The sequence below is a fragment of the Arthrobacter woluwensis genome (assembly GCF_030816155.1).
In the GTDB taxonomy this organism is placed as follows: Bacteria; Actinomycetota; Actinomycetes; order Actinomycetales; family Micrococcaceae; genus Arthrobacter_E; species Arthrobacter_E woluwensis_A.
The window spans coordinates 1993054-2016315 of sequence record NZ_JAUSXR010000001.1; the positions used below are offsets into that span (position 1 = coordinate 1993054).

Annotated in this window: 26 protein-coding genes; 7 read left to right on the forward strand and 19 right to left on the reverse strand. The window is 67.9% G+C overall.

All coding sequences use genetic code 11. The annotated features are described in order from the left end of the window. Positions 1 to 83 precede the first annotated feature (83 nt). The 3 genes from QFZ52_RS09065 to QFZ52_RS09075 are packed head-to-tail and all read right to left on the reverse strand — an operon-like array spanning position 84 to position 1860. Positions 84 to 950: an NAD-dependent protein deacetylase gene (locus QFZ52_RS09065; RefSeq protein ID WP_307497291.1), complete on the reverse strand. Its 867-nt coding sequence runs from the start codon at positions 948 to 950 to the stop codon at positions 84 to 86. Continuing rightward, positions 947 to 1441 (reverse strand): peroxiredoxin, encoded by a 495-nt coding sequence (locus QFZ52_RS09070; protein ID WP_307497292.1) that lies wholly within the window; start codon positions 1439 to 1441, stop codon positions 947 to 949. Before QFZ52_RS09070 ends, QFZ52_RS09065 begins: the two co-directional genes overlap by 4 nt. Then, a complete protein-coding gene (locus QFZ52_RS09075; RefSeq protein WP_307497293.1) occupies positions 1441 to 1860 on the reverse strand; it encodes a DUF3052 domain-containing protein in 420 nt (139 codons plus the stop codon). The genes QFZ52_RS09070 and QFZ52_RS09075 overlap by 1 nt, the downstream gene beginning before the upstream one ends. Before the next feature lie 346 nt (positions 1861 to 2206). Between QFZ52_RS09075 and aceE the strand changes: the two genes are divergently transcribed. The 6 genes from aceE to fabF all read left to right on the forward strand — a co-directional run bounded on the left by aceE (position 2207) and on the right by fabF (position 10285). Next, the gene (gene aceE, locus QFZ52_RS09080; RefSeq protein ID WP_307497295.1) at positions 2207 to 4945 is read left to right on the forward strand and encodes a pyruvate dehydrogenase (acetyl-transferring), homodimeric type; all 2739 of its coding nucleotides are present in this window, start codon (positions 2207 to 2209) and stop codon (positions 4943 to 4945) included. Positions 4946 to 5144: 199 nt separating this feature from the next. Next, positions 5145 to 6374 (forward strand): PucR family transcriptional regulator, encoded by a 1230-nt coding sequence (locus QFZ52_RS09085; RefSeq protein ID WP_307497297.1) that lies wholly within the window; start codon positions 5145 to 5147, stop codon positions 6372 to 6374. 91 nt (positions 6375 to 6465) lie between these two features. After that, a complete protein-coding gene (locus QFZ52_RS09090) occupies positions 6466 to 7449 on the forward strand; it encodes an ACP S-malonyltransferase (RefSeq protein ID WP_307497299.1) in 984 nt (327 codons plus the stop codon). After that, a complete protein-coding gene (locus QFZ52_RS09095) occupies positions 7446 to 8495 on the forward strand; it encodes a beta-ketoacyl-ACP synthase III (RefSeq protein WP_307497300.1) in 1050 nt (349 codons plus the stop codon). Before QFZ52_RS09090 ends, QFZ52_RS09095 begins: the two co-directional genes overlap by 4 nt. A 99-nt stretch (positions 8496 to 8594) precedes the next feature. After that, positions 8595 to 8840 carry an acyl carrier protein gene (locus tag QFZ52_RS09100; protein ID WP_066210694.1) on the forward strand — a complete coding sequence of 82 codons (246 nt, stop codon included), beginning with the start codon at positions 8595 to 8597 and terminating at the stop codon, positions 8838 to 8840. A gap of 206 nt (positions 8841 to 9046) precedes the next feature. Beyond that, positions 9047 to 10285: a beta-ketoacyl-ACP synthase II gene (gene fabF / locus QFZ52_RS09105; RefSeq protein WP_307497302.1), complete on the forward strand. Its 1239-nt coding sequence runs from the start codon at positions 9047 to 9049 to the stop codon at positions 10283 to 10285. A gap of 211 nt (positions 10286 to 10496) precedes the next feature. Here the strand turns inward: fabF and QFZ52_RS09110 are convergent, their stop codons facing one another. From QFZ52_RS09110 to rpsP, 15 genes are all read right to left on the reverse strand, one after another. Continuing rightward, positions 10497 to 11000 (reverse strand): DUF3145 domain-containing protein, encoded by a 504-nt coding sequence (locus QFZ52_RS09110; protein ID WP_066210699.1) that lies wholly within the window; start codon positions 10998 to 11000, stop codon positions 10497 to 10499. 232 nt (positions 11001 to 11232) lie between these two features. After that, a complete protein-coding gene (locus QFZ52_RS09115) occupies positions 11233 to 12156 on the reverse strand; it encodes a tyrosine recombinase XerC (RefSeq protein WP_307497304.1) in 924 nt (307 codons plus the stop codon). Between the two features lie 217 nt (positions 12157 to 12373). After that, on the reverse strand, positions 12374 to 13573 hold the full coding sequence (gene dprA, locus QFZ52_RS09120) for a DNA-processing protein DprA (RefSeq protein ID WP_307497306.1): 1200 nt from the start codon (positions 13571 to 13573) through the stop codon (positions 12374 to 12376). Then, on the reverse strand, positions 13570 to 15123 hold the full coding sequence (locus tag QFZ52_RS09125; RefSeq protein ID WP_307497307.1) for a YifB family Mg chelatase-like AAA ATPase: 1554 nt from the start codon (positions 15121 to 15123) through the stop codon (positions 13570 to 13572). Before QFZ52_RS09125 ends, dprA begins: the two co-directional genes overlap by 4 nt. Continuing rightward, the gene (locus QFZ52_RS09130; RefSeq protein ID WP_373425645.1) at positions 15123 to 15479 is read right to left on the reverse strand and encodes a YraN family protein; all 357 of its coding nucleotides are present in this window, start codon (positions 15477 to 15479) and stop codon (positions 15123 to 15125) included. Before QFZ52_RS09130 ends, QFZ52_RS09125 begins: the two co-directional genes overlap by 1 nt. A gap of 152 nt (positions 15480 to 15631) precedes the next feature. After that, the gene (locus tag QFZ52_RS09135; RefSeq protein WP_307497309.1) at positions 15632 to 16927 is read right to left on the reverse strand and encodes a hypothetical protein; all 1296 of its coding nucleotides are present in this window, start codon (positions 16925 to 16927) and stop codon (positions 15632 to 15634) included. A 22-nt stretch (positions 16928 to 16949) separates the two neighbouring features. Next, positions 16950 to 17276 (reverse strand): DUF2469 domain-containing protein, encoded by a 327-nt coding sequence (locus QFZ52_RS09140; RefSeq protein WP_278266662.1) that lies wholly within the window; start codon positions 17274 to 17276, stop codon positions 16950 to 16952. 61 nt (positions 17277 to 17337) lie between these two features. Further along, the gene (locus tag QFZ52_RS09145) at positions 17338 to 18105 is read right to left on the reverse strand and encodes a ribonuclease HII (protein WP_307497310.1); all 768 of its coding nucleotides are present in this window, start codon (positions 18103 to 18105) and stop codon (positions 17338 to 17340) included. 2 nt (positions 18106 to 18107) lie between these two features. Then, complete coding sequence (gene lepB / locus QFZ52_RS09150) at positions 18108 to 18926, reverse strand: signal peptidase I (protein ID WP_307497311.1); 819 nt, start codon at positions 18924 to 18926, stop codon at positions 18108 to 18110. Between the two features lie 19 nt (positions 18927 to 18945). Then, on the reverse strand, positions 18946 to 19602 hold the full coding sequence (gene lepB / locus QFZ52_RS09155; RefSeq protein WP_307497312.1) for a signal peptidase I: 657 nt from the start codon (positions 19600 to 19602) through the stop codon (positions 18946 to 18948). A gap of 54 nt (positions 19603 to 19656) precedes the next feature. Beyond that, positions 19657 to 20016, reverse strand: coding sequence for a 50S ribosomal protein L19 (rplS, locus tag QFZ52_RS09160; protein WP_307497313.1), 360 nt, complete (start codon positions 20014 to 20016; stop codon positions 19657 to 19659). 260 nt (positions 20017 to 20276) lie between these two features. Continuing rightward, positions 20277 to 21086, reverse strand: coding sequence for a tRNA (guanosine(37)-N1)-methyltransferase TrmD (gene trmD, locus QFZ52_RS09165; RefSeq protein ID WP_307497314.1), 810 nt, complete (start codon positions 21084 to 21086; stop codon positions 20277 to 20279). A gap of 3 nt (positions 21087 to 21089) precedes the next feature. After that, complete coding sequence (gene rimM / locus QFZ52_RS09170; protein ID WP_307497315.1) at positions 21090 to 21638, reverse strand: ribosome maturation factor RimM; 549 nt, start codon at positions 21636 to 21638, stop codon at positions 21090 to 21092. Positions 21639 to 21791: 153 nt separating this feature from the next. After that, positions 21792 to 22034, reverse strand: coding sequence for an RNA-binding protein (locus QFZ52_RS09175; protein WP_307497316.1), 243 nt, complete (start codon positions 22032 to 22034; stop codon positions 21792 to 21794). After that, positions 22035 to 22448: a 30S ribosomal protein S16 gene (gene rpsP, locus QFZ52_RS09180; protein WP_066210725.1), complete on the reverse strand. Its 414-nt coding sequence runs from the start codon at positions 22446 to 22448 to the stop codon at positions 22035 to 22037. Between the two features lie 295 nt (positions 22449 to 22743). Between rpsP and QFZ52_RS09185 the strand changes: the two genes are divergently transcribed. Further along, positions 22744 to 23109: an ArsR/SmtB family transcription factor gene (locus tag QFZ52_RS09185; protein WP_307497317.1), complete on the forward strand. Its 366-nt coding sequence runs from the start codon at positions 22744 to 22746 to the stop codon at positions 23107 to 23109. On the opposite strand, the gene QFZ52_RS09190 is transcribed toward QFZ52_RS09185, so the two are convergent. After that, a complete protein-coding gene (locus tag QFZ52_RS09190; RefSeq protein ID WP_307498745.1) occupies positions 23094 to 23249 on the reverse strand; it encodes a hypothetical protein in 156 nt (51 codons plus the stop codon). The two genes, QFZ52_RS09185 and QFZ52_RS09190, sit on opposite strands and share 16 nt — an antisense overlap. Between the last annotated feature and the right edge of the window lie 13 nt (positions 23250 to 23262).

A 23262-nucleotide genomic window follows, 5' to 3' on the forward strand; every position in this document is an offset into this window, starting at 1 on the left:
AGTTCAGCGGGCAAACGGCGACACCGCCGGCAACCCTGCCGCGGCACCCCCGGAGGAGGCCGACCGCCGTCGTCGTGCGCGGGTCAGTGCGCCCGGGGCGCCGGCGGCGGGAGCAGTGCGCGCGCGAACGCCCGCAAGGTCTCCGAGGTGCCGCTGTGCAGCCGTACGGTGGCCAGCTCATCGCCCCTGGTGGGGCCCTGGTTGACCAGCACCACCGGAGTGCCCGTCTTGTCGGCCTGCCGGACGAATCGCAGCCCGCTCATGACCGTGAGCGACGTCCCTGCGACCAGCAGCACGTCGGCTTCCTCCACGAGCTTCAAGGCACGCGCCAAACGCGGCTTCGGCACGTTCTCACCGAAGAACACGAAGTCGGGCTTCAGCACTCCCCCGCAGCGCGGACACGGAGCGACCACGAACTCTCGGGCCAGGGCGTCATCGATCTGGGCGTCGGCATCGGGGGCCTCCACGACGCCAAGTTCCTCGGCCCGCTCGATGAACCCGGGATTGAGCGCGGTCAGCATCTCCTCGAGCGTCCGGCGCCGCAGCAGATCGCCGCACTCGGTGCAGATGATCTGGTCGACCCGGCCATGCAGATCCACCACATTCTCGCTGCCGGCGTCCTCATGGAGGCGGTCCACGTTCTGCGTGATGACGGCCTGGATGGCTCCGCCGCGTTCGAGCTCGGCCAGCGCGAGGTGACCGTCATTGGGCTCGGCCCATTTCACGCGTCGCCAGCCCAGATGGTTCCGGGCCCAGTACCGCTGCCGAGCCGCGGCGGAGCCCATGTACTCCTGGAGCGTGATCGGATTCGAGGGGCGCGAATTCGGGCCCCGATACGCGGGGATCCCGGAATCCGTGCTGATCCCGGCCCCCGTCAGCACCACCACGGCACGGGAGCGGAGAAGGCCCAGGGCCTCCTCGAGCGCCTCGTCCGTGGTGATTTCGGTCATTCCGCGAGGTCCGCCAGGGCCTGCCGGTACGCCTCGAAGTCGCGTGCCTGGCCGCGCGGATTGACCACGCCGTAGCGGACCACTCCGTCGGCGTCCAGGATGAACGTGCCGCGCACGGCCATGCCGGACTCCTCGTCGAACACCCCGTACGCCCGGGCAGCTGCGCCATGCGGCCAGAAGTCCGCCAGAAGATCGAAGTCATAGCCCTGCTGATCGGCCCAGGCCCGCAGCGCGAACTTGCTGTCCACGGACACGGCCAGCACGCGGGCGTCGAGCCCGGCGAACAGAGAGATGTTGTCCCGGATCTCACACAGCTCACCCGTGCAGATGCCGGAGAAAGCGAACGGGAAGAACACGACGACGGCGGGGCGGCCGCGCAGCGCACTGAGCGTCACCTCTTCACCGAACTGGTTCACCAGGGTGAAGTCGGGTGCCTCCTCCCCCACGGCCGGGGAAACCAGCCCCAGAGGGTTCGCCACTTGTTGAGACATCACTTCTTCTTCCGGAACACCAGTCGGGTCCCGGACCAGTCCTTCGCAGCGGACAAAGTCGATGTGCTGTGCAGACCTGCGGTGGGGGCGGCCTGCTGGATATCCGCGGGAGGAACGTACCCGTCCCGGCCGGACTTGGGGGTCAGGATCCAGACCACACCGTCGCCCTCCAGGGCGGGAAGCACGTCCACGAGGGCGTCCACCAGGTCGCCATCCTCGTTGCGCCACCACAGGATGACGGCGTCGACTACTTCCTGTTCTTCCTCGTCCAGCAGCTCCGAACCGGTGATGTCCTCGATGTCCGCGCGGAAGTCGAAATCGACATCCTCGTCGTATCCGAACTCCTGGATCAGGTCGCCGTCCTTGAAACCCAGACGGCTGGCAGTGGTGACGTCCGCGACGGCGTCGGCCTCGCTCACTCGTTCCTCCTCGTAGTAGGCCGGTAACTCCATTCCGGCCCGCGTCACTTCCCATTGTGATGCATGAGAGGCGCTTTCGCAGCGGTTGACACCGAATTGTCCTCAGGCGTCGCTCCGAGACCCGCGGACCGCGCGCAATGCACAGGTCCCCAAATGCGAAGGCCGCGATGTGAGGGCTAGAGTGATCCATGAACACGAGTGAGTCATGTCCGGAACCCCGGCCGTGCAGGACGAGTGACCAGTTGAGAGTGCCGGAATCACCTGACCGGCGCCCGGAAGCGATTTGCCGCGCGCGGTAGCCCCTGGATCAGCGAGGCGCCGCAGTTGCATCAAAGAGAGGTTTGACGTGGCTGCTGAAGAAATCACCCCTTCGATCCTGAGCGGTCTGACCGCCGGAGTCCCCGATGTGGATCCCGAGGAGACCAGCGAATGGGTTGAATCATTCGACGCGTTGGTCAAGGAGCAAGGCACGGAGCGCGCACGCTTCATCATGCGTTCCCTGCTCCAGCGTGCCGGCGCACAGTCCGTGGGCGTCCCCATGGTCACCACCACCGACTACGTGAACACCATCCCGGTGGACCAGGAGCCGGCCTTCCCGGGCAACGAGGAGCTCGAGCGCCGCTACCGCGCCTACATGCGCTGGAACGCCGCGATCATGGTGCACCGCGCGCAGGATCCGCGGATCGGCGTCGGCGGCCACATCTCCACTTACGCGGGCGCCGCGACCCTGTACGAAGTCGGCTTCAACCACTTCTTCCGCGGCAAGGACCACCCCGGCGGCGGCGACCAGGTCTTCTTCCAGGGCCACGCCTCCCCCGGCATGTACGCCCGCGCCTTCATGGAAGGCCGCCTGAGCGAGGAAGACCTCAACGCCTTCCGCCAGGAGAAGTCCAAGGCTCCGCACGGCCTGTCGTCCTACCCGCACCCGCGCCTCATGCCGGAGTTCTGGGAGTTCCCGACCGTGTCCATGGGCATCGGCCCCATGAACGCCATCTACCAGGCACAGTCCAACCGCTACCTGCACAACCGCGGGCTCAAGGACACGAGCGACCAGCACGTCTGGGCCTTCCTGGGTGACGGCGAGATGGACGAGCCGGAGAGCCGCGGCCTGCTGCAGCTCGCGGCCAACGAAGGCCTGGACAACCTGACCTTCGTGATCAACTGCAACCTCCAGCGCCTCGACGGACCCGTCCGCGGCAACGGCAAGATCATGCAGGAACTTGAGGCCTTCTTCCGCGGCGCCGGCTGGAACGTCATCAAGGTCGTCTGGGGCCGCGAGTGGGACGACCTGCTCGCCAAGGACCAGGACGGCTCGCTCGTCGACATCATGAACACCACGGTCGACGGCGACTACCAGACGTACAAGGCCGAGAACGGCGCCTTCGTGCGTGAGCACTTCTTCGGCCGCACCCCGCAGACCAAGGAACTCGTCGCGGACCTCACCGACGACCAGATCTGGAACCTCAAGCGCGGCGGTCATGACTACCGCAAGGTCTACGCGGCCTACAAGGCAGCCATGGAGTTCAAGGGCAAGCCCACGGTCATCCTGGCCCACACGGTCAAGGGCTACGGCCTCGGCACCCACTTCGAGGGCCGCAACGCGACCCACCAGATGAAGAAGCTGACCATGGAGGACCTCAAGGCCTTCCGCGATCACCTCCGCATCCCGGTCACGGATGAAGAGCTCGAGAAGGACCTCTACAACCCGCCGTACTACCACCCGGGCACCGACGCACCGGAGATCAAGTACATGATGGAGCGCCGCGCGGCCCTCGGCGGTTCGGTTCCCGAGCGCCGTGCCAAGCACGACGAACTCGTGCTGCCGGGTGATAAGGCCTACGAGGTCGCGTACAAGGGGTCGGGCAAGCAGAAGGCCGCCACCACGATGGCCTTCGTCCGCCTCCTGAAGGACCTCCTCCGCGACAAGGACTTCGGCAAGCACGTCGCCCTGATCGTCCCGGATGAGTCCCGCACCTTCGGCATGGACGCGTTCTTCCCGACCGCGAAGATCTACAACCCGAACGGCCAGAACTACCTGTCCGTGGACCGCGAGCTCGTCCTGGCGTACAAGGAAGCCGCGACCGGTCAGCTGATCCACCCGGGCATCAACGAGGCCGGCGCCGTCGCCGCGTTCACCGCCGCCGGCACGTCCTATGCGACCCACGGCGTCCCGCTCATCCCGATCTACGTGTTCTACTCGATGTTCGGGTTCCAGCGCACCGGCGACTCCTTCTGGGCCGCCGCGGACCAGATGACCCGTGGCTTCATCATCGGCGCCACCGCCGGCCGCACCACCCTGACGGGTGAGGGTCTCCAGCACGCGGACGGCCACTCGCCGATCCTGGCCGGCACCAACCCGGCCATCCGCAGCTACGACCCCGCCTTCGGCTACGAGATCGCCCACATCATGCGGGACGGCCTGGAGCGCATGTACGGCCCGGACTCCGATGACCGGAACATCATGTACTACCTCACGGTGTACAACGAGCCGATCCACCAGCCGGCGCAGCCCGAGAACGTGGACGTCGAGGGCATCACCCGCGGCATCCACCACATCAGCTCCCCGAGCGTCGACGGCCCCCGCGCCAACGTGTTCGCAGCCGGTGTCTCCGTGCCGTGGGCCCTGGAGGCCCAGCAGGTCCTCGCCGAGGACTGGGGCGTCGCGGCCGACGTCTGGAGCGTCACGTCCTTCAACGAGCTGCGCCGTGACGGCGTGGCCGTGGACGAGCACAACCTGCTCAACCCGGAGGACCTCCAGACCCCGTACATCACGCAGAAGATGGCCGACAACCCCCACCCGGTGGTCGCTGTCTCGGACTACATGCGTGCCGTGCCGGACCAGATCCGCCAGTACCTCCCCAACCGCTTCACCGCGCTGGGTGCGGACGGCTTCGGCTTCTCCGACACCCGCCAGGCAGCCCGCCGCTTCTTCAAGAACGACACCCACTCGATCGTGGTCGCCGTTCTTCAGCAGCTGGCCGCCGAGGGCAAGGTCGACGCGACCGCGCCGCGCCAGGCGATCGAGAAGTACGACCTGAACAACGTGAACGCCGGAACCACGGGCGGTGCGGGCGGCGACGCCTGATCCCCGTCCACCGACATCACTGAAAGCTGAGGCCCGCATCCGCACCGGATGCGGGCCTCAGCCGTCCTGCGCACAGCGTCAGCCGCGCACGACGACGGCGGGCGGGGCACGCCGTCGTCCTCACCGCGGTCATCACCCCAGGTGGGCCGCGGCTCAGTTGTAGCCTTCACACAAAGCACCTGGCACTAAGCTTCTTAGCATGACGCAGTCCGATGGAAAGCCCTCGCCCACCCCGTCCGCCTCCGCGGACAAGGCGGAGACCTTGAAGAAGCTGCGCGCCAACGTCGGGCAGCTCTCGACCCGGACCACCCGGCAGCTCGAAGCCTCGCTCCCCTGGTACGCCCGGCTCAGTGCCGATGAGCGGTCCACGCTGGGCCTGGTGGCACAGAACGGCATCGCGGCATTCGTCACCTGGTACGAGCGGCCCAGTTCCCCCGCCTGGATCCTGTCCGATGTCTTCGGCACGGCGCCGAGCGAGATGACCCGCTCCATCAGCTTGCAGAAGGCGCTCCAGCTCATCCGGATCGTGGTCGAAGTGGTCGAGGAACAAGTCCCCGTGCTCGCCCCGGAGAAAGCCCAGCCCGAACTCCGCGAGGCCGTGCTCCGGTACTCCCGGGAGGTGGCCTTCGCGGCTGCCGATGTCTACGCCCGCGCCGCCGAATCACGCGGTTCGTGGGACACTCGCCTCGAAGCGCTCATCGTGGACGCGATCCTGCGCGGCGAGAACACGGACGCCCTCCGGTCACGGATCGCGGCCCTCGGCTGGAAGGCCCAGGAGCGCTTCACGGTGGTCGTCGGCAAGACGCCCCTGGAACCCAGCGCCAGCTACGTGAGCGAACTGCGGCGCACGGCCGGCCGCTACGCCGACGACGCGCTCGTGGGCATCCAGGGCGACCGGCTCATCCTGGTGCTCGGCGGCCTGCATGACCGCGAGAACTCCCTCGCCAAGCTGAGCGAACTGTTCGCGCCGGGGCCCGTGGTGCACGGCCCCGAAGCGGCCTCGCTCACCGATGCCAGCCTGTCCGCGCAGGCGGCGTTCGCCGGACTGACCGCGGCCCGCGCCTGGCCTGCCGCTCCCCGCCCCGTGGCGGCAGGCGACCTCCTGCCGGAGCGGGTCATCTCCGGGGACGAGACGGCTCGGAGGCAGCTCGTGGCCGGGATCTACCGTCCGCTGCTGGCGGCCTCCAACGGCTTGGTGGACACGCTGAGCAGCTACCTGGAACTCGGGCATTCGCTCGAGGCGACGGCCCGCGAGCTCTTCGTCCACGCGAACACCGTGCGGTACCGGCTCAAGAGGGTCTGCGACGTCACCGGCTGGGACCCGTTGATCCCCCGCGAGGCGTATGTGCTGCAGACCGCGCTGGCGGTCGGCCGCCTCGCTCCGCCGCAGCGACCCGCGCACGACCGCCATGCAACGCGCCCACATTGACCCATTCTTGTAGACTTCCTACAAACAGGCCCCCTGAGCTTCGTTCAAGCAAACAGGCGGCAATGCCCCCTCGATTTGGAAAGCTGATTAAGTGCTAGCAATCGTCTGCCCCGGACAGGGCTCTCAGACCCCCGGTTTCCTCGCCCCCTGGCTGGAGGTCCCCGGCGTCGCCGAGCACCTGGCCGCCCTGAGCGAAGTGGCTCAGCAGGACCTGGCCGCCCACGGAACCACCTCCGATGAGGAGACCATCAAGGACACCGCCGTCGCGCAGCCGCTCATCGTGGCTGCCGGTCTGGTCTCTGCGAAGGCCCTCTTCGACGTCGAGCTCTCGACCCTGCCCGTCACTCTGGCCGGTCACTCGGTCGGTGAGATCACCGCGACCGCCCTTGCCGGTGTCCTCAGCGAAGCCGACGCCATGCGCTTCGTGCGCGAGCGCGCGAACGGCATGGCCGAGGCCGCAGCCGTCACGCCTACCGGCATGAGCGCCGTCGTCGGCGGCGATCCCGCCGAGGTTCTCGCCGCGATCGAAGCGTCCGGCGCCGCCCCCGCGAACGTCAACGGCGCCGGACAGGTGGTGGCCGCGGGCACCTTCGAGCAGCTCGAAGCCCTCGCCGCCAACCCGCCGGCCAAGGCCCGCGTGATCCCGCTGAAGGTCGCGGGCGCGTTCCACACCACGCACATGGCCCCCGCCGTGGCCGCCCTGGACGTGCTGCAGCACGAACTGAACATCCACGAGCCGCAGGTTCCCCTGCTCTCCAACTACGACGGTCAGCTCGTCGCCAACGGCAAGGCCGGTGTCGCCAGCCTGGTCGCCCAGGTCTCCCGCCCGGTCCGCTGGGATCTCTGCATGGAGACGCTGCTGGCGCAGGGCGTCAAGGGCGTCATCGAGCTCTCCCCCGCCGGCACCCTCACCGGTCTCGCGAAGCGCGGCATGCCCGGGATCAAGACCGTCGCCGTCAAGACCCCGTCCGACCTCGACGCCGCCCTGGCACTCTTCGCCGAGGTCGAGCAGGATGCCGCTCCCGGCGGCTCCGGCCACCACGCGGCGGGGAACGGCGAGGGCGCGCAGGCATGACCCCCGTCCTCCGGCAGAACGAAGTCCGGGCAGGAACCCGCATCCACGGTGTGGGGGCCTTCCGTCCTGACGTCGTGGTGACCAATGACGACGTCTGCCAGTGGATCGATTCCTCGGACGAGTGGATCCGGCAGCGCACGGGCATCGTGACCCGGCGACGCGCGTCCCAGGACGTGAGCGTCATCGACATGGCCGAAGGCGCCGCGCGCGACGCGCTGGCCAAGGCAGGTATCGAGGCTTCCCGTCTCGGGGCGGTCATCGTCTCCACGGTCTCGCACCCCTTCGCCACGCCGTCCGCAGCGACGGCCCTGACCGAACGCCTCGGGGCGACCCCGGCGCCGGCCTATGACGTCTCCGCGGCCTGTGCTGGATACTGCTATGGCGTGGCCCAGGCGGACGCTCTGGTCCGTTCCGGCGCAGCAGAATACGTCCTGGTGGTGGGCGCGGAGAAGCTCTCCGACCTGATCGACAACCACGAGCGCACCATCTCCTTCCTCCTCGGGGACGGGGCCGGGGCCGTGGTGATCGGCCCCTCGGACGAGCCGGGCATCAGCCCGTCGATCTGGGGTTCCGATGGCAGCAAGTGGGGCGCCATCGGCATGACACACTCGCTCAACGACGTCCGCGGTCTGGAAAGCCTCGCCGCGGCAGGTGACGAGGACGCCGTCGTCGAGGCCGCCCGGAACATCTGGCCGACCATGCGCCAGGACGGCCCCACGGTCTTCCGCTGGGCCGTCTGGGAGATGGCCAAGGTGGCGCAGTCCGCGCTCGACGCCGCCGGCGTCACCGCCGAGGATCTGAGCGCCTTCGTGCCGCACCAGGCGAACATGCGCATCATCGATGAGATGGTGAAGCAGCTCAAGCTTCCCGAGCACGTCAAAGTCGGGCGGGACATCGCCGATTCGGGCAACACGTCCGCAGCGTCGATCCCCCTGGCCATGCACCGCCTGCTCGAGGAGAATCCGGACATCAGCGGCGGCCTCGCGCTGCAGATCGGCTTCGGGGCCGGTCTGGTGTTCGGAGCGCAGGTGGTCCGGCTCCCCTGAGCCGCATGACTTCCCGACCACAACTTCACAAGCACCGGTCAGCACAAGCTGGCCGTCAAGCCCCGGCAGCTGCCGGAACAACACAGAAAAGGAGCCGACATGGCTAGCAACGAAGAGATCCTGGCCGGCCTGGCTGAAATCGTCAACGAGGAGACCGGCCTGGCTCCCGAGGCTGTCGAGCTGGACAAGTCCTTCACCGAGGACCTGGACATCGACTCCATCTCCATGATGACCATCGTGGTGAACGCTGAGGAGAAGTTCGGCGTGCGCATCCCCGACGAAGAGGTCAAGAACCTCAAGACCGTCGCCGACGCCGTGAACTTCATCGCGAACGCCCAGGCCTGATCGCCTGCTGCCGGAGCTGACCATCCCGGGATGACCGCATCCCGGGATGGCGCTCCCTGGCACGGCCGACCGCGGCATCCCTCTCAACAGAGGGCGCCAACGCCGGCCCTGCCCGTGCCGGACGCCGTCCCAGGAGGCGTCCACCACGGCACTCCCCTGAACCTGACGCCCTACAGGGCAGACCCTAGATCACTTGGAGAGTGACGATGCCTCGCAAAGTTGTCATCACCGGCCTCGGTGCCACCACGCCCATCGGTGGCGACGTCCCGACTCTGTGGAAGAACGCCCTCAAGGGCGTCTCCGGCGCGCGCACCCTCGAGGACGAGTGGGTCAGCACCTACGAGCTCCCCGTCACTTTCGCAGCCCGCTGCTCCGAACCGGCGTCTGAAAAGCTCAGCCGTGTCGAGATGAAGCGCATGGACCCGTCCACCCAGTTCGGCGTGGTCGCGGCCCGTGAGGCCTGGGCGGACTCCGGCATCGAGGACATGGACAAGGACCGCCTCGGCGTGGCCTTCGCCACCGGCATCGGCGGCGTCTGGACCCTGCTGGACGCCTGGGACACGCTCAAGGAGCGCGGTCCCCGGCGTGTGCTGCCCATGACCGTGCCGATGCTCATGCCCAACGGTGTGGCCGCGGCCGTGAGCCTGGACCTGGGCGCCCGCGCCGGCGCCCACACCCCCGTGTCGGCGTGCGCCTCCGGCACCGAGGCCCTGCACCTGGGCCTGGACCTGATCCGCTCCGGCAAGGCCGATGTGGTCATGTGCGGTGGCGCAGAAGCCGCCATCCACCCGATGCCGATCGCGGCGTTCGCGTCCATGCAGGCCCTGTCCCGCCGGAACGACGACCCGCAGCACGCTTCCCGCCCGTACGACGTGAACCGTGACGGCTTCGTCATGGGTGAAGGCGCCGGTGCTCTGGTGCTCGAAGCCGAGGAACACGCCCTGGCCCGTGGCGCCCGCATCTATGGCGAGCTGGCCGGCACCTCGGTCACCGCCGACGCCTACCACATCACGGCTCCGGACCCCGAGGGCCTGGGCGCCACCCGTGCTCTCAAGGCCGCCATGTTCGACGGCCGCATCCAGCCCGAGGACGTGGTGCACGTGAACGCCCACGCCACCTCCACCCCGGTGGGCGACAAGCCCGAGTACACGGCTCTGCGTGCCGCTCTGGGGACCCACGTGGACGACGTGGCGGTCTCCGCCACCAAGTCCCAGATGGGTCACCTCCTGGGCGCCTCCGGTGCCGTGGAGGCCGTGCTGACGACGCTGGCGGTCTACGAGCGCAAGGCGCCGGTCACGATCAACCTGGAGAACCAGGATCCGGAGATCCCGCTGGACGTGGTCACCAAGACCGCCCGCGAACTCCCCGCCGGTGACATCGTGGCGCTGAGCAATTCGTTCGGCTTCGGCGGCCACAACGCCGTGATCGCGGTCCGCAACTACTGATCCGCGCTCAGCCGCACTGACGACGACGGCGCCGCTCACCTCACGGTGAGCGGCGCCGTTCTCGTCGGTGCAGGTTTTCCGCTGCCGCGGTTGCGCTACGGACAGCCTCGTGGCGCGTGCTGTCCGACGGCTTTCACTCTCGGGGCGGGCCCATGGCTTGGAGGACGGGCCGTCCCGAGTGTGTTTGCATGATGCTGCGCGTAGGAAGTGGTCAGCCCACCTGGTGGAGCCAGCGGACGTTGGAGCCTTCCGAGGCGTGACGGAACGGCTCGAGCTCCTCGTCCCAGGCTTCGCCGAGAGCGAGCGACAGCTCGTGGTAGACGGCGGCGGGGTCCCCGGCGCCGGCTTCGTAGGCGAAGCGGATGCGGTCTTCGGACACCATGATGTTGCCGTGGGCGTCGGTGACGGCGTGGAAGATGCCGAGTTCCGGGGTATGGGACCAGCGGCCGCCATCGGTTCCAGGAGAGGCTTCTTCGGTCACTTCGTAGCGGAGATGAGTCCAGCCGCGGAGCGTGGACGCCAGCTGGATCGCGGTCCCGGGGGCACCGGTCCAGGCCAGCTCAGCCCGGAACATTCCAGGCGCGGCGGGCTGAGCCACCCACTCCAGGGTGGCCGAATCGTCCAGCAGCGATGCGACGGCCCACTCGACGTGGGGGCACAGCGCAGCTGGGGCGGAGTGCACGAACAGCACTCCCCGAGTCATTGCAACAGACATCCCATCCTCCTTAGCCGTAGGTACGTCTTCCCCAACGCCCTCGACTCCGTGAAGTCCGGTGATTCCTGTTTCGCCTTCTTGCAGGCTCTTGAGTTGTCTGTGGCCTTGCGGCACCGACCGATGGTTCAAGCACTACTTGAACCCCGGCGCTGGTTCTTATTGTGCCGTAGGGCGGTGATTTGTGCCAGTGGCAGGGACGGCCGGGCCGCACGCGCGGCCAGGTATCGGGTTTTCAGGCGCGCGGGTGTGCTTGGCGGTAGCTGTCCCTGAGCCGTTCGACGGAGACGTGAGTGTACAGCTGGGTAGTGGCAGGCGTGCTGTGGCCCAGGAGTTCCTGCACGGCCCGGAGTTCCGCACCACCGTCCAGGAGGTGGGTGGCGGCCGTGTGACGGAGAGCGTGGGGTCCGGTGGCCGCGGTGTCCCCCAGAGTGGCGAACCGGTCCGCCACCAGACTGCGGATCTGCCGCGGATCCACCCGGCCGCCTCGCGCACCGAGGAAGAGCGCTGGACCGCTCGACGCCGTGACCAGCGCAGGCCGTCCCCGCCGCAACCAGTCGACGATCGCGCGGGAGGCAGGAACGCCGAAGGGAACGGTGCGCTCCTTGTCCCCCTTGCCGAGGACCCGGAGCGTGCGGCGTTCCAGGTCCACGTCGTCCACGTCGAGCCCCACCAGTTCACCCACACGGATGCCCGAGGCATAAAGGGTCTCGACCACGGCGAGGTTACGCAGTGCGACAGGATCGGCCTCCTGGGCCGCGGCCTGCAGGTCCTGGAGCACCTTGTCCATCTGTGCCGGGCGGAGCACGGTGGGCAGACCGGACGTCTTCTTCGGAGACCGCAGCCGGAGCGTGGGGTCCTGCGTGACCCCGCCTTCGCGGAGGAGCCACGCGAAGAAGGTCCTGGCGCTGGCCGCATGCCGAGCCAGGGTGGCCCGCGCCATCCCCCGGGCCGAATGATCCGCGAGCCACTCCCGGAGAAGGTGAAGGTCCACGTCGTCCCAGGATGCGGCTCCGGCTTTCGCCGCGAATTCCTGCAACTGACGGACGTCCGTGAGGTACGCCCGCAGGGTGTTCCCGGACCGGCCCCGCTCACCCGTAAGGTACCGGGAATATTCGTCCAGGATGCGGTCCTGGAAGGGGGCTGGTTTCTGTGGCACTTCTCCACTCTGCCGCCCTCGTGGGCCAGGATCAAGCCGGATGGGGAACGTGCCGCCGGGCCTGAGACAGACCAGGAGGGCTGAGATCGAGTCTCACTGGATCAGGGGGCGCAGGTCTGGCAGCGGTGAATCGGGCGGTGCCAGATCCGGTGGTGCCAGATCTGCGCCTGGTGGGTCTGCCCTGGCCGGATCGGGTAGCCCACTCCCCTCCAATCTCTTATGCGGGATTTCTCGTCGGCCCTCGGCGCCAGAGAAGCCCGACCGATTCGGCCAGTCCCAGCACCTGGAGGCGTCCCAGCCCCGCACGGACCGCCAGCAGACTGAGCCCGGCCACCACGCAGAGCTTCTCCGGCGGGACGGGGGTCCTCAACGGCAGGGCGTCCAGGAGGATCAGATCCTCCAGGGTCAGTCCGTCCTGAATCGCCGCCTCGTCCCGATGCAGGCCGTCACTCTCGGAATCCGGCGGCCCTCCCAGCAGTTCGAGAACCTCCGTGACATCGGTGACGAGGACCGCCCCGCCGTCGCGCAGGAGCCGATGACAGCCGGCACTGTTGGCCGACAGCACCGAACCTGGGACGGCTGCCACGGGTCGGCCCAGGGCCTCGGCGTGGTGGGCCGTATTCAGGGCGCCGGACCTCCACCGGGCCTCGACCACCACCGTCGCTCCGGCGAAGGCGGCGATCATCCTGTTCCGTTGAAGGAACCTATACCGGGTGGGCGCAGCTCCGGGTGGCACCTCTGCCAGCACCAGGCCACGGCGAGCGACCGTCCTCAGGAGCTCGTCATTGCCGCTCGGGTAGAAACGGTCCAGCCCGCCCGCCATGAAGGCGACGGTCGGAGCCCGGTCGCCGCCGGGATCGGCTCCTGCCAAGGCCGCACGATGCGCATGCGCATCGATCCCGTAGGCACCGCCGGACACCACCGTGAACCCGCGGCGCGCCAGCCCGTGGGCGATGTCGGCACTGACCGTGGCGCCGTACGCCGTGGAATCACGCGATCCGACCACCGCCACGGCGCGCCCGGCGTCAGGAAGGAGGGAAGGATTCCCCCGGAACCAGAGTCCGAGCGGTGCCTGGAGCCCGAGATCATCCAATTGCCGCGGCCATTCCTCGTCCGACGGCATCAGGAACCCACCGCCGAGCCGGTGCAGCACCATGAGATCGCGTTCGGGGGCCAAGGACGGCACCCGAGGCCTCCACCGTCCGAAGGCTGCGCCGAGGCCCTTCCACGTCGTGTTCCCGCTGTGCTCGGCGAGCAGGCCTTGCAGCGAAGCCTCCACGCGCTGGTCCGGATCGCCCCCGGAGACGATGAGGTCGAGCGCCTCTTCCGGGCCGAGGACCGCGACCAGGGCGAGCCCCACCGCGTCCTGCGGTTCGAACAACCGTGTCAGAGAAGCACGGGCCAGAAGTTCACTCATGCTGCCGCCTCCGGCGTCCTCAGAGCGAGCGCGAGGCCCACGTGGTCGCCACTCGGAGTCGTGGAGCCGTCCAGGTCGGCCAGCGTCCACGCCAGGCGCAGGACACGGTCGTAGCCGCGCGCGCTGAGCGACCCACGGTCCATCGCCGCGTCGAGAATGCGAGTCGATCCGCGATCGAGCCGGAGACTGCCCCGGAGGATCTTGCCCGGGACCGTCGAGTTGGTCTCGAGGCCGAACCGACCGAGGCGCTCCTTCTGCGTCTGCCGCGCCCGGCTGACCCTGTCCCGGACGACGGCGGTTTCCTCGTTCTCCCCTTGTGAGTCCAGATCCAACCGGCTGATCTTCTGGACGCCGAGCTGGATGTCCACGCGGTCGAGAAGTGGCCCCGAGAGACGCCCGAAGTAGCGTCGCCGAGCCAAAGGGGTGCAGGTGCAGTCCAGTCCTTTACCGCTCGCCTTGCCGCACGGGCAGGGGTTGGCCGCCAGGAGCAACTGGAAGCGCGAAGGATAGGACGCGCTGCCACCGGCCCGGTGGATCACGAGCTTTCCCTGCTCCAAGGGCTGGCGCAGCGCGTCGAGGACCCTTCGCTCGTACTCCGGAGCCTCGTCCAAGAAGAGCACCCCGCGATGAGCTCTTGAGGCGGCGCCCGGCCTGGGCAGACCCGCACCGCCGCCCACGATGGCTGCACACGTCGCCGTGTGGTGGGGGTTTTCGAAAGGTGGCTGCCGGATGAGTTCGGTGCGGACTTCTCCTTGCATGGCCAGTGAGTGGATGCTCGTCACTTCGAGTGCGGCGTCGTCCTCCAGGGCGGGAAGCAGACCCGGCAACCGCTCGGCCAGCATCGTCTTTCCCGCTCCCGGCGGGCCGACCATGAGCATGTGATGCGCCCCGGCCGCGGCCACTTCCAAGGCGAAACGCGCCTCGTGCTGTCCGGCGACGTCCGCCAGATCCGGCACAGGAGCGGAGGGCTCCACGGCCTCCCCCTTGCCCTCGGAATCAGCCGGATCGAAATCCAGGTTCAGTTCCTTCCGATCCGCACCGAAGTCGAAGACCAGCCGGGCGAAGGTCCGATACGAGGACACCTCCGCACCCGGCACCAAGGACGCTTCGGCGGCATTCCCACGAGCCACCACCACCCGCGAATGACCGGCCTTGACCGCCGCCGCGACCGCCGGCAGCACGCCCCGCACTGGACGAAGCCGACCATCCAGCCCCAGCTCCGCCAGGAACACCACACCCTCGGTCCCCCGGATCTCCCCGTTCGCAGCGATCGCCGCGACGGCGATGGCCAGATCAAATCCCGAACCGCGCTTGGGCAGTGACGCAGGAAACAGGTTCACTGTGATCTTCCGGCGGCTCAACGGAATCCCCGAGTTCGACGCACATGCCCGGATCCGCTCCCGTGATTCCGACAACGCGGTGTCCGGCAGGCCGAGAATGACGAACCCCGGAAGGGTGTTCCCGATGTCCGCCTCAACCTCGATCACGCGGCCTTCCAGACCATGAAGCGCCACGGACAGAGACCTCCCGACCCCGTTCCGGCCCGCCATCAGCCGATCCCCTTCAAGTGCTCGATGACCGGCTCCTCACCGCGCACGGCGACGACGGCGATCGCATCAAGCCGACGCCGCGGAAGACGCAGCCCCCGCTCCCTGATCCAGCGGCACGCCAGAAGATGTAACCGGGCCAGCTTCGGCGGCGTCACCGCCTCAAAAGGATGCCCGTAATCCAGGCTGCTCCTGGTCTTGACCTCGGCCACCACCAACGTGTCACCGTCCACGGCCACGATGTCCAGCTCGCCCGCAGCGCACCGCCAGTTCTGCTCCACCACCCGGATCCCCTGGTCCTCCAGGAAATCCGCGGCAAGCTCCTCGCCCCGCTGCCCGAGCGCGTCTTTCGCTCTCATGTCCCTCACCTCCACACCCAGTCTCAAGGCGCGGAACAAAGGACCAGAGAGGTGGATCAGAGAATGTGGACAAACTCCAGATCGAACAGCCCACAGGAACCCGAGTGCCCGCCGTCGACGGCTGGGCAGGAGCTCAGAGCGCTACGGCGCGCTCACCGCTCCTGAATGGCGCCGACAGCCTCGGGAGTAGGGTGCTCAGTATCCCGTCCGCGGAACAGCAGCAGCGCCCCGCCGAGCACCGTGACGGCACCGCCGAGGCACACCGCCCACGGAACCAGTGGGCCACCGGCACTCGGAAGGGCGAACAACAGCGACACGACGGCCGCGGCCAGGAGCGAACTGAGAGCGGCGACGGACGCTGTCGTCGAGACGACCCGCCCGGTAAGCGCTGTCGGCGCGGCCTCCAGGAGCATGGGCGATTGCACGACGGCGTAGAGGCTGAACAGGAATCCGCTCACGAACATGAGCGCGAAGGACACGAAGTGATCCGGCGTCCACGCCAGCAGCCCGTAGCTCACTCCCAGCGCCGCAAGGCTTGCGGCGAAAAGCCGGTGGAGGTTCCCGTGTGCGACCAGCCGATGCGCGGCCACCGCCCCCACGAAACCGCCCACCCCGAACAAGGAGGATCCCAGTCCGTAGTCGATGAGGGTTCCGCCTTTGGTGTCCACCCAGAGCAGCACCAGGGCCACGTTGTTCACACCCAGCGGCACGCCGTAAAGCACCGATCCGAACAGCACGAAACGGAGCCGGGGCACCGTCCAGGATGCCTTCCACCCCTCGACCAGAGAGGTGAGGAATCCGGGCCGAGCGCTCACGGGAGGCGCTCCGTCACCGGTCGTGCGCGGGAACCCCGCGAGGCTCAGGACCGTGCCCACGGCGAACAGCAGGGTGATGAGGAGCAAGCTGAACTCGAGGCCGGCGGAGGTGAAAGCGAACGGCCCCAGCGACGCCGACACGATGCTCAGCGCGGTGAGCACGGTCATGGAAAGACTGGAGGCGGATCCCCGCAGTTCCTGCGGCACGTACTGCTGGACGGCCTTGGCCCGGGCCGCCGTGAACAACTGGTTCACCGTGGAGCAGCAGACCACGAGCACGAGCAGGACCACGGCCAGAAACGGCACCTCGGTCCGGCCCAGATAAGCACTGCCCGCGGCGCCCGCAGCGAGCCCCGCACGGGCCGCCGTCGAGATCTTCAGCGAGAGTGCGGCGCCGAGGGAGTCCGAGCAGACCCCCATGACGGCCGCACCGAAGATCCTCGGGACCGTGGACAGCACCACGTAGGACCCGAGGAGCAGGGAGCGCACCCCCGGATCCGTGGCCGTGGCGGCGACGATCCAGCAGTACACCACGGATTCCAGGAGGAACTCCGCGAAGACGGTCGCCGACATCACCTGCAGGAGACGGCGGAACCCCGGGATCCGCAGGACGGAACCGCGCGCGTCACTCACGTCGGTCCCGCCCACGGGCACATCAGTTTCCGAGGTCTCCGGGCTGCGGCAGACCCAGGTCATCGTTGCGGGGCAGTTCCTCGACGTTGACGTCCTTGAACGTGATGACCCGGACGTTCTTGACGAAGCGAGCCGTGCGATAGACGTCCCAGACCCAGGCGTCGGTGAGCTTCAGGTCGAAATAGACCTCGCCGTCGGCGCTGCGGGCGTTCAGGTCCACGTGGTTCGCCAGATAGAAGCGCCGTTCGGTTTCCACGACGTAGCTGAAAAGCCCCACCACGTCCCGGTACTCCCGGTACAGCTGGAGTTCCATCTCCGTCTCGTAGTTCTCAAGATCCTCGGCACTCATGCCTCCATCTTCCCCCAGGCGGGACGTGAGTGCACACCGGCTCGTGGGCGGGCCGTCAGGCTCAGAGGAGTTTCCAGCTCCGACGGTGGTGATCGCACGGCCCGAGCTGCCGGATCGCGTCCTTGTGCGTGGCGGTGCCGTACCCCTTGTTGACGTCCCACCCGAAGGCCGGGTGCTCGCCGGCCAGCTCGGCCATGATGGCGTCACGCTCCACCTTCGCCAGGATGCTGGCGGCCGCCACGCCCTGGCAGTCCATGTCCGCCTTGATGCGCATGGTCACCGGGATGTCGCGGATGTCCACTGCGGGCGCGACGACGGCGGTCCCACCGCCGCGCGAACCTGCCGCGCCGTCGTCGGCGGCGAAGCCTGTGGTCACCGGGGCGGCACCGGTCACCGGGGCCGCACCGGCAGGAGCGAACAGGTCGAAAAGAGACTCCTCCGGCCTCCGGAGCCAGTTGTGCTTGCCGTCCAGCAAGACGGCGTCCGCCCGTCCACCCGCGGCCACCACGCCATGCCAGGCACGCTGCGCGGCGAGGGCCAGCGCCTCCACGATCCCCAGCGCGTCGATCTCGGCCGCTGCGGCGTGCCCCACGGCGCAGAACGCAGCCCATTCCCGGACCACGGGTGCGAGTTCCTCCCGGCGGGCGGCCTTGAGCAGCTTCGAATCCCGGACATCGGGCAGTTCCACGAGCGCCGTGAGGTCCAGCACCGTCAGGCCCACACTCACGGGTCCGGCCAGCGCTCCGCGGCCCACCTCATCGAGGCAGGCGAGATACCGGACGGACGGCCCGGCCAGGGACCGTTCCATGTCGAGGGTGGGAGCGGCCATGGTTACTCCCCCGAGTGGGTGGTGCCCGCCGCGGCACCCTGGTCCGGGCGGGTGTCCTCGGCCGCCTTGGACGGAGCCGGAACGTCCTTGAACACATCCGGGTAGTTGTCCAGCACGGACATACGGTTCAGCGGCAGCACGATGACCGCGGCCCGGCCCTGGATGTCCTTGATGTCGATGAAGCCGCTGCCCGGCCCCTCCACATGAGACCGGGAGTCCGCGGAGTCATTCCGGTTGTCCCCCATGACCCAGACCTTGCCTTCGGGGACCACCACGTCGAAGGGCTTCACCACGGGCGCGCTGTCCGGGTTGATGTACTTCTCGTTCAGACTGGCGCCGTTGATCTGAATCCGCCCTTGCGCGTCGCAGCACACCACGTGATCTCCGGGCAGCCCGATGAGCCGCTTGACCAGGTACTGCTTGGTGTCATCGGCCTGCAGACCGAGGAACACCAGGGCGTCCCCCACCCACGCGAACGGGCCGCGGCTCTCGACCGGCGCGGGCGCGAGCCAGCCCTTCGTGTCCCGGAAGACCACCACGTCGCCGCGCTCCAAGCCGATCGGATTGGGCACCAGGCGGTTGACGAAGATCCGGTCGTTCACCTCGAGCGTGTGGACCATCGACGGACTCGGCACGAAGAAGGCCTGGAACAGGAAGGTCTTGATGAGGAACGACAGCAGCACCGCGGCGGCGACGATGCCACCGACCTCCTTCACGAAGGACAGCAGCGGATGGTCCTTCTTCCGTTGCCGCGCCCGGCTCTTGCGATCCTGCGGACCCTCTTCAGGCTGGGGTTCCGGTTCGGGAAGGTGTGCTCCCAATGCCGTCCTTCCGTTCAGGTCACGGGCCAGTTGCCGGTGACGGAATCTGTCCAAATCTATCAAGAGGCCACACGATGCTTTCCGCTGTGCCGATGACACGGCCGAGCGGGATCATGCCGCCGCCGGGAGCGCCGAGCAGGGATCGTGAGTCCCGGGACACCGAGCGATGATCGCCCATGACCCACAGACGATCCTCCGGCACTTTCACATCGAAGGTGAAGTCACTCGCCGTGTCCCCAGGAAACAGATAGCTTTCCGGCACGGGTTTGCCGTTCACGTCGAGTTTCCCGTCCACGGTGCAGCACCGCACCCGGTCCCCGCCCACACCGATGACACGCTTGACGTACACGGTGTCGTGCCCGATCACACCGAGCCACTGCCCGACCGCGGTGAACGCGTCGAGCACGGGACCCCGTCCGCTCTCGGCCGGGTCCAGAGAACCCCGTCCGTCGAACACGACCAGGTCACCGCGCTGCGGCGGACGGCCCTGGAACGCCGTGCGGGACACGGCGATCCGGTCCCCCTCCCGCAGCAGCGGCTCCATGGAGGCGGAGGGGATGTAATACACGTCCACCCACAGGGCGCGGACGCAGGAGACCAGAAGGATGGCGAGAACCACCCCGGAAGCGACAAAACGCCAGCTCCGCAGAGGGTTCTGGCGTTTTGTCGTCTTCATGCGAAGGAAGATCCCAGGAGCGTCCTGCCGAGGCGGAGACGCAGACCTGAAGACTTACTTGGCGTTGCTGAAGTCGCGCTTTTCCTTGATCTTCGCAGCCTTGCCGCGGAGCTTGCGCATGTAGTACAGCTTGGCGCGACGCACGTCACCACGGGTGACGAGCTCGATCTTCTCGATGATCGGGGAGTGCACCGGGAAGGTACGCTCCACGCCGACACCGAAGGAGACCTTGCGGACCGTGAAGGTCTCGCGCACGCCGGCGCCCTGACGACCCACGACGAAGCCCTGGAAGACCTGAACACGGCTGTTCTTGCCTTCGATGATGTTGACGTGCACCTTCAGGGTGTCGCCGGGGCGGAAGTCGGGGACATCGTTGCGCAGCGACGCTGCATCAATGGAATCGAGGATGTTCATATCCATACTCCTGGCGGGCGCCACAGGTCATCCGCTTGGGTAGCCAGCGCCGCGACGGCCGGAGCCGGGCACGGTGCTGAAGTTGCAAGCCGCGGTCCCCTTGTGGGTTCCGCGGTGGTCCTCTTGTTGACGGCACACCCCCTGTGGCAGGCGGCAGCCCAATGGACACCAAGAATCAATTTTGCCACAGCCACGGGAGCGAGGCCAATCCGGCGTCCGGCAGGGCAAGCCCTTCCCCACCGGCGTCAGCGCGCGGCGCGTCAGGCTCCGGCGTCGCCGCTCTCGGGACGGCGCACCAGGCGGCCGCCGACGACGTCGTACCCCAGCGCCGAAAACGCCTCGCGGTCCGCGCGGGGCAGCTTCGCCGCGTCGAAGTCCGCGAGAAGGTCCGGCCTGCGCTCGGCCGTCCGGGCGTACTGCTGGTGACGGCGCCACTGGGCGATCTTGCCGTGGTTCCCGGACAGCAGGACCTCAGGGACCTCATGGTCCCGCCAGGAAGAGGGCTTGGTGTAGACGGGGTACTCGAGGAGGCCGTCGGAATGCGACTCCTCCACGAGGGACTCGGCGTTCCCCACCACACCGGGCACCAGCCGGCCGATCGCCTCGACCATGGCCATGACGGCCACCTCGCCGCCGTTCAGGACGTAATCGCCCAGGCTGACGGGCCGGACGTCGAAGTGCTCCTGCGCCCAGTCGATCACGCGCTCGTCAATGCCTTCATAGCGTCCGCAGGCGAAGACCAGCTGCGGCTCCTCGGCCAGCTCGTACGCCATCGCCTGGGTGAAGCGCGCCCCCGCGGGAGACGGGACGATCAGGACCGGCTTGCCCTCACGGGTCCCCTCCACCGGCAGGACCGATTCGAGCGCCTGGGCCCACGGCTCGGGCTTCATGACCATCCCGGCGCCACCACCGTAGGGGGTGTCATCCACGGTGCGGTGCCGGTCGGTGGTGAAGTCGCGGAGGTCGTGGACCTCGAGCGACAGGAGGCCGTCCTGGCGGGCCTTGCCGAGCAGCGAAAGCCCCAGCGGCTGCAGGTACTCCGGGAAGATGCTGATGACGTCGATGCGCATGGGTCAGGCCTCGTCGCCGGACGGGGCGGAGCCCTCCTGCTCGGCGTTCAGTTCCAGCAGTCCCGGCGGCGGAGTGAGCAGCACGTAGCCCTCTTCGGGGTCGATCTCCGGGACGATCTCATCCACGAACGGGATCAGCACGTCCCGGCCGTCGACGGTGCGGATGACCAGCAGATCCTGGACCGGCATGGTGCGGAGTTCGGCGACGGTGCCGACCTTCTCCTCACCCACGCGGACCTCCAGGCCGAGCAGTTCGTGCTCGTACCAGCCCTCGTCCTCGCCGTCGTCCTCGAGTTCGTCGCTGTCCACAAAGAGGTAGGTGCCACGGAGCTCCTCGGCACGGTTACGGTCCCGCACGGCGTCGAATCCGAGCAGGAGCGTGCCCTTGTTCCAGCGCGCGCTGGTCACCGTCAGCGGGCCGTTGGCCGCGGGCTCGGTCACGAACTCGGTGCCGGGCGCGAAACGGCCCTCGGGATCGTCCGTGAACAGTTCGACGGTGACTTCCCCACGGATGCCGTGCGGCCTGCCCAAGCGTGCAACCTGGAGCTGCATGTTCCACCTACCAATTCATGTCTGTCGATGGCGCCGGGAGCGCCGGGTTTACACCGTGAAGGTCTTCTGAGGATGTCATCTGACGGGAACGGCCCCTCCACCACGAGGGCGGAGGGGCCGTTCCGGCTTTAGCCTTGTCTTCGCAGGCCGGTTCTAACGACGGCGTTCGCCGTCGACGACGTCCACGCGGATGGGGCCACCCTCGGAGAGGGCACCCACCACCGTGCGGAGCGCGCGTGCCGTACGGCCCTGACGGCCGATGACCCGGCCCAGGTCGTCGTCGTTCACACGAACCTCGAGGCTCTCACCGCGGCGGCCGTTCTTGGCGGCTACGGAGACATCCTCGGGGCTGTCCACGATGCCGCGGACCAGGTGCTCAAGAACCTCGGGAAGCAACTACTCAGCCTCGGTGGTCTCGGCGGCTTCCTCGGAAGCCTCCTCAGCCTTCTTGGCCTTCGGGGTGATGGCTTCCGGCATGACGACGGAGTCGGTGGACGGAGCCACGAAAGCCGGCTTGGCTTCCTTGGTCTTCAGGGTGCCCTCGGCGCCCGGGAGACCCTTGAACTTCTGCCAGTCACCGGTGATCTTGAGGAGGTTCAGAACCTGCTCGGTCGGCTGAGCGCCAACGGACAGCCAGTACTGAGCACGCTCGGAGTCGACCTCGATGTAGGAGGGCTGCTCGGTGGGGTGGTACTTGCCGATCTCCTCGATGGCACGGCCATCGCGGCGGGTGCGGGAATCCGCAACGACGATACGGTAGTACGGTGCGCGCATCTTGCCGAAGCGCTTAAGGCGAATCTTAACGGCCACTGTTGTGGTCACTCCTGTTTCTGAAACGGGGTTGAACCCAGCGTTCTGCTCCCGTGGGGCGGGCCATACTGGAGGGTTCGAAAGGAACATGATCATGCACGGGAAGAGGGGCCACGCAGATCAGGTACCCGTCCATTATGCCAGAGACGGCCAAGGGTGCCTAATGCGCCGCGCAGCGCGCTGAACCGTCGGGGCCCGACGCCGGATATCGAGCCCCGGAGGCGCCGGGGGCTTCGTGTCACTCCCCCATCCCTCCACATGACATCCCGCGATGCCATCGTGCAATAATCTGCGTATGGACGCAGATAAGCAGATATGCGGAATGGATCCCGACGGTCAGTTCGTGGAACTGGCCGTGGAGGTCTTCACCCTGCTCGCGGACGCCACCCGGGTGCGGATCATCCTGGCGCTGCGACGCGAGGAGGAACTCTCCGTCAATCATCTCGCCGAACTTGTGGGCAAGTCCCCCGCCGCAGTGTCGCAGCATCTGGCCAAGCTGAGGATGGCCCGGATCGTCGCCACCCGGCAGGAAGGGCAGCGAGTGTTCTACCGCCTCGAGAACGAGCACGCCTCCCAGCTCGTCTCCGACGCGATCTTCCAGGCGGAACACTCCCTCGGCGGCCTCCCGCGCCACCACCACACCGGTCAGGGCGAGGCATGACGACGGACGAGCACGCGCACGGACACGACGCCGGACATCCGCATGGCCACGGAGCGCACGGCCACTCCCACGATCACGGCCACGGCCACGGCCATGACCATGACCACGCGCACCCCTCGGGGCTGAAGGGGTTTCTCCACGGGCTCTTCGTCC

Coding starts and splice junctions, on each gene's coding strand:
- QFZ52_RS09065 (WP_307497291.1), bottom strand. CDS start 950: ATGACCGAAATCACCACGGACGAGGCGCTCGAGGAGGCCCTGGGCCTT.
- QFZ52_RS09070 (WP_307497292.1), bottom strand. CDS start 1,441: ATGTCTCAACAAGTGGCGAACCCTCTGGGGCTGGTTTCCCCGGCCGTG.
- QFZ52_RS09085 (WP_307497297.1), top strand. CDS start 5,145: ATGACGCAGTCCGATGGAAAGCCCTCGCCCACCCCGTCCGCCTCCGCG.
- QFZ52_RS09095 (WP_307497300.1), top strand. CDS start 7,446: ATGACCCCCGTCCTCCGGCAGAACGAAGTCCGGGCAGGAACCCGCATC.
- QFZ52_RS09100 (WP_066210694.1), top strand. CDS start 8,595: ATGGCTAGCAACGAAGAGATCCTGGCCGGCCTGGCTGAAATCGTCAAC.
- fabF (WP_307497302.1), top strand. CDS start 9,047: ATGCCTCGCAAAGTTGTCATCACCGGCCTCGGTGCCACCACGCCCATC.
- QFZ52_RS09110 (WP_066210699.1), bottom strand. CDS start 11,000: ATGTCTGTTGCAATGACTCGGGGAGTGCTGTTCGTGCACTCCGCCCCA.
- dprA (WP_307497306.1), bottom strand. CDS start 13,573: ATGAGTGAACTTCTGGCCCGTGCTTCTCTGACACGGTTGTTCGAACCG.
- QFZ52_RS09125 (WP_307497307.1), bottom strand. CDS start 15,123: ATGGCGGGCCGGAACGGGGTCGGGAGGTCTCTGTCCGTGGCGCTTCAT.
- QFZ52_RS09130 (WP_373425645.1), bottom strand. CDS start 15,479: ATGAGAGCGAAAGACGCGCTCGGGCAGCGGGGCGAGGAGCTTGCCGCG.
- QFZ52_RS09140 (WP_278266662.1), bottom strand. CDS start 17,276: ATGAGTGCCGAGGATCTTGAGAACTACGAGACGGAGATGGAACTCCAG.
- QFZ52_RS09145 (WP_307497310.1), bottom strand. CDS start 18,105: ATGGCCGCTCCCACCCTCGACATGGAACGGTCCCTGGCCGGGCCGTCC.
- lepB (WP_307497312.1), bottom strand. CDS start 19,602: ATGAAGACGACAAAACGCCAGAACCCTCTGCGGAGCTGGCGTTTTGTC.
- rplS (WP_307497313.1), bottom strand. CDS start 20,016: ATGAACATCCTCGATTCCATTGATGCAGCGTCGCTGCGCAACGATGTC.
- trmD (WP_307497314.1), bottom strand. CDS start 21,086: ATGCGCATCGACGTCATCAGCATCTTCCCGGAGTACCTGCAGCCGCTG.
- rimM (WP_307497315.1), bottom strand. CDS start 21,638: ATGCAGCTCCAGGTTGCACGCTTGGGCAGGCCGCACGGCATCCGTGGG.
- QFZ52_RS09185 (WP_307497317.1), top strand. CDS start 22,744: ATGGACGCAGATAAGCAGATATGCGGAATGGATCCCGACGGTCAGTTC.